The organism is Actinobacillus ureae ATCC 25976, assembly GCF_000188255.1.
GTDB classification, from domain to species: Bacteria; Pseudomonadota; Gammaproteobacteria; order Enterobacterales; family Pasteurellaceae; genus Actinobacillus; species Actinobacillus ureae.
Window position 1 is genome coordinate 506586 of record NZ_GL831081.1, and the last position, 9765, is coordinate 516350.

9 protein-coding genes and 3 tRNA genes are annotated in these 9765 nt (G+C 40.1%); all 12 read right to left on the bottom strand.

The window, feature by feature from the left end; genetic code table 11:
• Nucleotides 1–60: 60 nt before the first annotated feature.
• Nucleotides 61–1533: a membrane-bound lytic murein transglycosylase MltF gene (mltF, locus tag HMPREF0027_RS10250; protein ID WP_005624982.1), complete on the bottom strand. Its 1473-nt coding sequence runs from the start codon at nucleotides 1531–1533 to the stop codon at nucleotides 61–63.
• A 187-nt stretch (nucleotides 1534–1720) separates the two neighbouring features.
• Nucleotides 1721–3019: an NAD(P)/FAD-dependent oxidoreductase gene (locus HMPREF0027_RS10255; RefSeq protein WP_044024558.1), complete on the bottom strand. Its 1299-nt coding sequence runs from the start codon at nucleotides 3017–3019 to the stop codon at nucleotides 1721–1723.
• Between the two features lie 95 nt (nucleotides 3020–3114).
• Nucleotides 3115–3191 (bottom strand) — tRNA-Arg (locus tag HMPREF0027_RS10260).
• A gap of 72 nt (nucleotides 3192–3263) precedes the next feature.
• Nucleotides 3264–3340 (bottom strand) — tRNA-Arg (locus HMPREF0027_RS10265).
• Nucleotides 3341–3353: 13 nt separating this feature from the next.
• Nucleotides 3354–3448, bottom strand: a tRNA-Ser gene (locus tag HMPREF0027_RS10270).
• 250 nt (nucleotides 3449–3698) lie between these two features.
• Entirely contained in the window at nucleotides 3699–5639 is a 1941-nt protein-coding gene (locus tag HMPREF0027_RS10275) for a heme lyase CcmF/NrfE family subunit (RefSeq protein WP_005624986.1), read from the bottom strand.
• Nucleotides 5639–6184, bottom strand: coding sequence for a cytochrome c maturation protein CcmE (gene ccmE / locus HMPREF0027_RS10280; RefSeq protein ID WP_005624988.1), 546 nt, complete (start codon nucleotides 6182–6184; stop codon nucleotides 5639–5641). The genes HMPREF0027_RS10275 and ccmE overlap by 1 nt, the downstream gene beginning before the upstream one ends.
• A 221-nt stretch (nucleotides 6185–6405) precedes the next feature.
• Complete coding sequence (gene ccmD, locus HMPREF0027_RS10285; protein WP_005624990.1) at nucleotides 6406–6597, bottom strand: heme exporter protein CcmD; 192 nt, start codon at nucleotides 6595–6597, stop codon at nucleotides 6406–6408.
• 22 nt (nucleotides 6598–6619) lie between these two features.
• Entirely contained in the window at nucleotides 6620–7372 is a 753-nt protein-coding gene (locus HMPREF0027_RS10290; RefSeq protein ID WP_258866801.1) for a heme ABC transporter permease, read from the bottom strand.
• Between the two features lie 54 nt (nucleotides 7373–7426).
• Entirely contained in the window at nucleotides 7427–8089 is a 663-nt protein-coding gene (gene ccmB, locus HMPREF0027_RS10295; RefSeq protein WP_005624994.1) for a heme exporter protein CcmB, read from the bottom strand.
• 9 nt (nucleotides 8090–8098) lie between these two features.
• Nucleotides 8099–8734 carry a cytochrome c biogenesis heme-transporting ATPase CcmA gene (ccmA, locus tag HMPREF0027_RS10300; RefSeq protein ID WP_005624996.1) on the bottom strand — a complete coding sequence of 212 codons (636 nt, stop codon included), beginning with the start codon at nucleotides 8732–8734 and terminating at the stop codon, nucleotides 8099–8101.
• A 138-nt stretch (nucleotides 8735–8872) separates the two neighbouring features.
• On the bottom strand, nucleotides 8873–9583 hold the full coding sequence (gene hda, locus HMPREF0027_RS10305) for a DnaA inactivator Hda (protein ID WP_005624998.1): 711 nt from the start codon (nucleotides 9581–9583) through the stop codon (nucleotides 8873–8875).
• Nucleotides 9584–9765 lie beyond the last annotated feature (182 nt).

The window sequence follows — 9765 nt, forward strand, 5'->3', positions numbered from 1 at the left end:
GCCGATTTATTATTATGCGCTAAAGTCTTTCTACTTTTCAGTTTACGTTTTCTCATAAAACTATTCCTTAATGATTTCGTTAGATTGCTCCGGTTGAGTAAGCATTTTATCCGCAAAAGGTGCTATTGGCGAAACCTCTAAAAGCTGAGTCGCTTGAGCCTGCTGCTTTGAAAGTTGTAACGCCTGTACTTTCTGTTCTTCAACACGTTGATGATTGATGATACTACTAGAATAACGGCGAATATTGTCGACATATTGGAAAGCTTCAAAGCCCCTTGCATATCCGTATTTTAACCGACTATAGTGGCGTTTTTCCGCTAAAAGCGGTAAATTTTTCTTCACATCCAACCAATTATCCGGATCGCCGCCTAGCTGCTTAGTTAAACGCCTAACATCTAATAAATGTCCCAATCCCATATTATAAGCCGCTAATCCATACCAAATACGATCTTCCTTCGGTACAGTTTCTGGAATTTGTCCCATCAACAGATGTAAATATTCCGATCCAGCTCGAATACTTTGTTCCGCATTCGTTCGATCGGTAATTTTCATTCTATCAGCCGTATCTCGTGTCAACATCATCATGCCACGCACACCGGTCGGTGAGGTTGCATTCGGATCCCAATGTGATTCTTGATAAGCAATTGCTGCTAACATTTGCCATTCTAAATCACCTCGATACTTTTCGAATAACGGTTGATATTTAGGTAATACCGATTTAATTGCATTTAAATAACTTTGCGTATCAACATAATCAAAGCGGGATAAATGATTAAAATATTTTTCCTCAATACGTGAAATCAAGCCCGTTTCATTTGCATTATCCATAAAATCCAGCACTGCCGCCTGTAATTCGCTGTATGAACTGCTTGGTAAATACCAAAGTACCGGCATTTCATCGGTTAAATCAAACCCAACTGCAATATTCGGGCTAATATGTTGGGCGGCAGAAATATCGACAGAAACAGCAACCGTATAAGGGATTTTTCCTTCTGCCACCTGCAATAACAATTCTTCTTGAGTGAATTGATCAGTCGTGTGCCAACGTAGCTTAGGATGTTCCTTTTTTAGCTTTTGTAGAATAGGTAAGACCGCTGAACCAGATGGCACTACCAACTCATCTTGCAGATCCGCTAATTTATACGGTCTTGTTTTACCTTTTTTATATACTACTTGCCATGAAGCCGAATAATAGGTCGCACCAATTTGAAATTGTTCGCCTAACTCTGGCTGGTACAGTAAACCGGCAGCGGCAATATCAATTTTATTCTCTTTTAATGCCTTAAAAAGCTGCTCACTATGTTCAAATAACTTAACTTCTAAACCCACACCTAAGTATTCAGAAAATGATTTTGCTAATTCATACTCAATGCCGGCTGTACCATCCGCTCCGACAAAATAAGAAAGCGGATGATTGATCATTCCTACTTTTAATACTTGTCGCTGTTGAATCTGCCCATAACGATTCTCTTCCGCTTGCATGAGTTGTTGCCAAGGGTAAACCATATCCCATGCCCATAACAACAATGCCATACCAACAATGCCATACCAACAAATAATCGTGCTAGTAATCCTTTCAATATGAAATCCTCATTATTTCCCTTTGGTTCGCAAGTCTAGCTGAATTTTGTACATTGCGAAATAACCCAATTCTAGATTTATACGACGTAAAAATTAAAAAAGACGTAAGCGAATACTTACGTCATTGATTTTATTAGTATTATTTATATTTATCTAAAAAGCGATAATAAGGAATACCAACCTTCAATGCCATTCTTTTTACCCATTTACCGCCATAAAGACTAGGTACTTTTAAACTCTCAAAAAGCGCTAATCGTTCGTCATTACCTAAAATCGCCTCTTGAATAATACGTCCCGCCAATCCGGTTAAGGCCACTCCATGCCCTGAAAAACCTTGAGCGAAATAGATATTTGGTTTGATCCGCCCAAAATGAGGGGTTGAGTTCAGCGTCATATCAATCGGCCCGCCCCAACCATAATCAATTTTGGCATCTTCTAATTGTGGAAACACCGCTAACATTTCCGAACGCATTTTTGCCATCATATCCACATTGGTGCTGGAATCCGATCCAAACAATAAGCGGTTATCTGCAGATAGGCGGTAATAATCCAACAATAAATTATTATCACAAACCGACATTCCATTGTTGATAAGGCTATCCGCCATTGCTTGAGACAAAGGCTCCGTAGCAATAATAAAGCTTTCAACCGGTAGAATTTTTTTCTCAATCCCAAACGTCAGCTTTTTAGAAAGCGTATCAATATAAGCATTAGTTGCTAACACCACCGACTCACACGAAATAGTAAATTTTTCGGAAAAAACGACCGCTTTACTCTCACTCACACTTCGAATTTCAGTCGCTGGCGAATGTTCATAAATGACCACACCGGCGTTAACACAGGCTTGTGCTAGACCTAAGCAATAATTTAGCGGATGTAAGTGACCTGAGTTACTATCAAATAAAGCACCGACATAAATATCACTGCCTAAATATTGCTTAAGTTGTGTTTTATCCCAAAGCTGCATTTGCTGATAGCCAAAGGTCTCTCGGATTGCTTGTTCCATAGCAATCAAGTCATCCATGCGGCGATGATTGAGCGCCAATGTCGCATATCCCTTGTTCCAATCACATTGGATATGATGTTTTCTTACACGCTCATCAATGATATCGATCGCTTCTAATGACATTTGCCATAATCTGTGCGCTTTCTCTAAACCGACCTGTTCAATATATTCATCAATGCCGTCTTCAAAGCCATTGATCGCCTGACCGCCGGAACGACCAGACGCACCAAAGCCAACTCTTGAACCTTCTAAGATAATAACTTTTTTACCTTTTTCTGCTAACTCAAGTGCTGTGGATAAGCCAAGAAAACCAGCACCGATGATACAAACATCAGCATCTTGATTTGCACTAATAGAAGGAAATTGAAGCGATAAGTTACGAGAATCGTAATAATAAGATTTAAAATGTTCTTGATAAGCAAATTTAAGCATAAAATCATCAATAAAATGCATCTAATCCGTAAAGGATAAATTTTAAAATTATTGGAAAATTTGCTGAATTACGAAAAAGATTTGAATGTTTGAAATGGCGCACCCGAGAGGATTCGAACCTCTGACCGCTCGGTTCGTAGCCGAGTACTCTATCCAGCTGAGCTACGGGTGCGTTGTATTTTGAATCGTAAGTTATTTAGTTTTATCAGCGACCATTTTAATTTGAATAGAGTAAAAATTAAAATGGCGCACCCGAGAGGATTCGAACCTCTGACCGCTCGGTTCGTAGCCGAGTACTCTATCCAGCTGAGCTACGGGTGCGTGATAAAGTAAATGGCGGTGAGAGAGGGATTCGAACCCTCGATAGAGCTTTTGAACCCTATACTCCCTTAGCAGGGGAGCGCCTTCAGCCTGCTCGGCCATCTCACCACTCACTGTGTCTGTGGCGCACATGTTACTAGAATTTAGAAATATGTCAAACCCTTTTTCTTAAAAATTCGAAAAAATTAGACGTTTGCCTAGATTACAAACAAAAAGAGTGATTTTCAGCAATTTTATGAATAATTCTCAACCTTTTCATAGAGTTATAAAACAAGCGGTCGAATTTTTCGAAAATTTGCAAAAAAATCCGAAAATTCGACCGCTTAGCTAAGTGTGTAACGAAACACTTAATCAAAATTTAAGCATGAATACGAACACGATAGCGTTTATCCATCATACACAATAGACCGCCTAACGCCATAAATAACCCGCCAAGCCAAATCCAACGAATAAACGGTTTGTAATATAAACGAACGCCCCATGAACCATCTTCTAACTTTTCGCCTAATGCAGCATAAAGATCTCGGCTAAAGCCCCAATCAATCGCCGCTTCGGTCATCCCCATTTTACTCACGTTATAAAAACGCTTTTCTGCATTTAAGGTTGCTTCATATTCGCCGTTTCTCGTGATCGCAATTTCTGCTGTACCACCTTGATAGTTTGCGCCATCAGTTATTTTGATCCCTTTAAATTCAAAATTGTAATCCAGAATTTGTACCTGATCGCCAACGTTCATACGAACATCTTTCTCAATACTGAAATTTTGACTAAATGCGATACCAAATACGGTCATCGCCACTCCAACATGCGCTAACACCATTCCCCAATGTGAACGAGATAATTTGAAAATGCCGCTGAAGAAGGTATGGCGATGTGTCGCACGTTGATGTAATTCATATAAGCTCAAAATAACGATAATTGCCGCCATCATTACGCCTAACACCGAGGTTGCGGTAATACGATCAGCAAACAAATATGGTAACGCAAAGCCAAGTACTATCATTAATACTAATGAGATAAGTACCGGCGTACGAATCGCTGAAATTTGATCTCTACGCCATTTCACTAACGGGCCGATACCAAGAATAAAAGCAAACGGTACCATTAATATAACGAACATTTGATCGAAGAACGGCGCACCAATTGAGATTGAACCTAAACCGATCTGTTTATGAATAAGCGGTAAAATCGTACCTAAAAATATCACGGATAAAAATGCCATTAATAGAATATTATTAATTAATAACATTGATTCACGTGAATAACGTTCATAATTATCTAAACTTTTAATTTTCGAACCTTGGAAGGCATAAAGTAATAATGAGCCACCAATAACTAGCACTAAATAAGCCAAGATATATAAACCACGCGTTGGATCCGAGGCAAACGCATGCACCGAAACTAATATGCCTGAACGCACCAAGAACGTACCTAGCAAGCAAAGTGAAAATGCTAATATCGCAAGTAACACTGTCCAAGCTTTAAATGTACTACGCTTTTCCGTTACCGCTAGTGAATGAATCAGCGCTGTGCCGGCAATCCAAGGCATTAAAGAGGCATTCTCGACCGGATCCCAGAACCACCAGCCGCCCCAACCCAATTCATAATAAGCCCACCAAGAGCCTAACACGATACCTAGTGTCAAAAATACCCATGCCGCCATAGTCCAAGGACGAGACCAACGTGCCCAAGCGGTATCCAATCTGCCGGTCATTAGAGAAGCAATTGCAAAGGCAAATGCCACCGAGAATCCGACATATCCCATATACAATAACGGCGGATGGAAAATTAAGCCGACATCTTGCAGCATCGGATTTAACTCTCTACCATCAGCAGGGAAATTAGGGAAGGTACGCTCAAACGGATTCGAACTAAAAATAATAAATAATAAGAAGCCGATACTAATCAAGCCCATGATACTCAATACACGTGCCACCGCTTCTTCCGGCATCTGACGACTAAAGGCTGCTACAGCAACCGCCCAAAGTGATAATAGCCAAATCCAAAGCAATAGAGAGCCCTCATGAGAGCCCCATACCGCCGATAAACGGTATTGTAGCGGTAAGGTTGAATTCGAGTTATTCACCACATACTGCACACTAAAATCATTTACGGCAAATAAATAGAAAAGTGAACCGAATGAAATCGTCAACGCAAGAAACATTCCCCATATCATCGGGCGAGCTAACGACATTAAGGTGATATTACCTTTCTGTGCACCGATAAGCGGTAAGATTGCCAAGAAAATTGACAATCCTAGCGCAAGTGCTAAGCCATAATTGCCTAATTCCGCAATCATTATTTAGACACCCCTTGCAAAGTCTTCAGGGTCTCTTCTATTTCCGCTCTATCACGCTCTGATTCACCTTTTAAATCAGATTCTGAAACACCCATCTTATTGTGTTTTTGTTTTAATTTGTCACCTAACTCCGGCGGCATATAATTCTCATCATGCTTCGCCAATACTTCCGTTGCTCTTAAACGAGTCGGCTCAATTAATACGCCTTGCGCCACAATGCCTTGCCCTTCACGGAATAAATCCGGCAAAATACCTTCGTATTCAATCGTAATCGAAGGTCCAACATCATTCACATCAAATTCAACTTTTAAGGTTTTCTCATCACGTTTTACCGTGTCTTCCACAACCATTCCGCCAACACGAATACGTTGCCCCACTTCCGGTTTTTGGTTCGGATCATCATTCTTACCATTTACGATTTCCGATGGCGTATAAAATAAATCGATATTCTGGCTTAGCGCATAAAGCGTCAGACCGGCGGCAACCGCCACACCGAATAAGATTGAAACCACCACTTTCAATCGCGATTTACGTCTTGGATTCATAGTAATCACCTTTCAAAATGTGCTGATTGCACAAAAAATTTAAATAAAAAACTCCGCGTAGAATAGCAAAAAATCATTTAAGATTCCGCTATTACTTTAATCTCTAGATAGAATCTTTGCTTTTTCTCAAACTCTATACCTCAAAATAAGTAAGCGGCCATTTTTTCTAACTAACTTGCAAAAAGTTATATAAAAATGACCGCTTAATTCCATAGCTATAACTACTTCTTGTTGAGTTGTGCTTCTCGTGCTAACTCTTTTTTGATTTGTTGCATAATTTGCTTTTCTTCTCGACGAGAGAACCAAATTAAGCCTCCCATCGCAATAATCGAAACTGCATAAGAAAGCCAAACATAGAAACCGTAATTTCCCATTGAAAGGAAATCACTTAATGATTCAAATTGAAATTGCATCTTTTTCTCCTAATTTAACCGCTTATTCTGTTACAAGTGCTTTTACCCAAGGACGCTTACGCCCATCATTTAAGAGCGCAATACGATAACGCCAAATACTAAACCAAGCGGTAAAAATTAAGCTGCCGAAAATCGCCAATAATAACGGAATCAACATTTCTACAGCCATAGACGGCTTATCTAATTTCGTAATGGTTGCGCCTTGATGTAAGGTGTTCCACCACTCCACTGAAAAGTGAATAATCGGAAGATTGATCACACCAACCACAGCTAACACTCCAGCCGCTTTCGCACCGGTTTGCTTGTCTTGGAAAGCGGAATAAAGCGCCATTACTCCAATATATAAGAAAAATAAAACCAACGCAGAAGTCAAACGAGCATCCCAAACCCACCAAGTTCCCCACATTGGCTTACCCCAAATGGCACCGGTTGCAAGCGAAATAAAGGCAAACACTAATCCGATTGGCGCCATAAAAATCATCGCAAGGCTTGCTTGACGAATCTGCCACACTAATGCCACCAATGCGGCAACCGCCATTGAACCATATACTCCCATCGACCAAATTGCCGCCGGCACATGGATAAAGATAATACGATAACTATCACCTTGCTGATAATCCTTAGGTGCGAAGCCAAGCCCCCATACAAACGCAGCCACCAACATCATAAAACTTAACCAACCCAATACTGGTTGAACTTTCCCGAGCAATCGATATTGCGTTTCCGATTTAGCATAGGGGTGAAGCCATTTCCACATAACATCTCCAAATTGCAAAAAATAATAAAAATTTAACCGCTTACTTGCCTGTATAATCTTCAAAAATGTGCTCTATTGAACACTAATTCTCAACGCTCCGGCAATCGCAAAAGGCGAGAAAGTTAGCGTTAACGCAAGAATCGCACCTATTATCGCAAGCTGACCGCTATATCCCATATTCAAAGTTGCAGCTTCTAATACTGCGGCGGCAAAAATCAAGACCGGTAAAAACAGCGGCAAAATAAGTAAACTGAGTAATGTTCCGCCTTTGCGTAGACCGACCGTAAGCGCGACACCTATTGCCCCTAAACAGCTAAGAATCGGCGTTCCCAGTAATAAAGTAAGAACAAGCGCCCACCAAACCTGTGTTTCTAACGATAGCAGAATCGCTGCAACCGGTGACAATAAAATCAGGGGCAATCCGGTTAATAACCAGTGTGCAATCACTTTTGCTAACGCAACTTGTGGCAAACCAACCGGCAAAAGCATAAGCTGCTCCAAAGAGCCGTCTAAATAGTCATCCCGAAATAACCGCTCAAACGACAATAACGCCGACAATAATGCGGCAACCCACGCCACTCCCGGCGCAATTTTGCCTAATAATTCAGGATTCGGCCCCATTAATAATGGGAAAAGGGTAATCACAATCAGAAAGAACCATAAGGGATTTAAAATCTCCGCCGGCTTACGAAAAGCAATAGTCAGTTCTCGCTGAATAATATTAAATAAAATCATATTAATTCTTTATATTTTAAATTTATCTAATGAAAGAATTCTGACCTTACTACTCTCTGCAGTCTGGTGGCTAGTAAATATCACTATTCCACCGTCCTCACAATGGCGTTCAATATGAGAGATTAGATCGACCACACCTTTTTTATCAATTGCGGTAAAAGGCTCATCTAAGATCCAAAGTTTCTGCTTAGTCAGCCACAATTTGGCTAAAGCAACACGGCGTTGCTGACCTGCCGAGAGGTGTGAACAAGGTAAATCTTCTCGCCCTACTAATCCCACTTTATCCAAGGCATTCCAAAGCGCATCATCACTTAACGGCAACTTTTGCATTTTTTGGAAGAATCTTAGATTTTCCCACGGGCTAAGCTCCGGTTTCACTCCGGCATGATGCCCCAAATAAAATAATTCTGTGTAATATTCTTCACGGCATTTCTGGATAGGCTCATGATTCCAAAGAACGTTACCTTCAGCAGGTGTCGATAGTCCGGCAAGAATTCGCAATAAGCTTGTTTTACCAATACCGTTATGTCCTTCAATTTGTAGCCAATCCCCGCTCTTCACAGAGAACTGACACCCTTCAAAAAGACGCTTCTCTCCCCGTTCACAAGCTAAATTAATCACTGAAAGTTGATCCATATAAGACATAATTATTTATTGGTGGTAAACTTAACAAAGTTTAACATAAGCCTACATTTTAGCGTAGCAAAACCACTACCTCTTTAGAGGTAACAAGCGGTCAAATTTGGCGATTTTCTTGCAAATATTGATAGGAATCAAATCGCATCAAAGCCCTAAAATTTCTTTCACAAAAGGCACTGTTAATTTCCGCTGTGCCTGTAAAGAGGCCCTATCAAGGCGATCTAATTCGGTAGAAAGCGTTTGTAAATCTCTATCCAAACGTTTTAGTAAGAAATTTGCAACCTCATCGGAAAGCTCCATTCCTTTTTGATATGCATTGCGTTGCAAAATAATTCGCTTTTGCTCATCACTTAAATCATTTAACTGATACACTTCTCCCCACGTAAGACGGGAACGGAGATCCGGTAAATTAATCTTTAATTGATGCGGAGGACAATCAGCACTTATCAGCAGCAAAGTCTTATGACCACTGCCGAACAAACCTTGTTGCTCCCGAATCTGATTAAAGAGATTAAAAATAGCGAGTTCCCAAGCTTCATCACCGGCAACTACTTGAAGATCATCCAAACAGATAACATCTAATTGTTCGGCATTATCCAAAACCATTGGAGAAAAGTATTGTGATTTTTCTAAAGGAATATAGCTAGACGTTTGCTGATTCAGTAAATAATGATTACTTACCGCTTTTAGGAGATGACTCTTACCACTACTTTTCCCGCCCCAAATATAAAAGAACGGCTGCTGCACATCGACAAAATTTTGGCGCAAAGAATCCAACAGCACAAGGCTGTTTTCTGCGTAAAAATTATCGAAAGTCTCATCATCTACTTGATGAATAGGTAATGGTAATTGCAAAGAGATGTTTAAATCCTATAGATATAATCAATAGTAGAAGAATAACGGAAAAGAGTGATTTTTAGAAGTAGTCAAACCAGAAAATACCTTCCTTCGCATTAAAAGAAGACAAACAATTCACTTTCATTTTACCCGTTCTGGCTTGACTTGATTTTTGATAGCTTTGATTATCTTATTACTAG

Coding starts and splice junctions, on each gene's coding strand:
- mltF (WP_005624982.1), bottom strand. CDS start 1,533: ATGGCATTGTTGTTATGGGCATGGGATATGGTTTACCCTTGGCAACAA.
- HMPREF0027_RS10255 (WP_044024558.1), bottom strand. CDS start 3,019: ATGCTTAAATTTGCTTATCAAGAACATTTTAAATCTTATTATTACGAT.
- HMPREF0027_RS10275 (WP_005624986.1), bottom strand. CDS start 5,639: ATGATTGCGGAATTAGGCAATTATGGCTTAGCACTTGCGCTAGGATTG.
- ccmE (WP_005624988.1), bottom strand. CDS start 6,184: ATGAATCCAAGACGTAAATCGCGATTGAAAGTGGTGGTTTCAATCTTA.
- ccmD (WP_005624990.1), bottom strand. CDS start 6,597: ATGCAATTTCAATTTGAATCATTAAGTGATTTCCTTTCAATGGGAAAT.
- ccmB (WP_005624994.1), bottom strand. CDS start 8,089: ATGATTTTATTTAATATTATTCAGCGAGAACTGACTATTGCTTTTCGT.
- ccmA (WP_005624996.1), bottom strand. CDS start 8,734: ATGTCTTATATGGATCAACTTTCAGTGATTAATTTAGCTTGTGAACGG.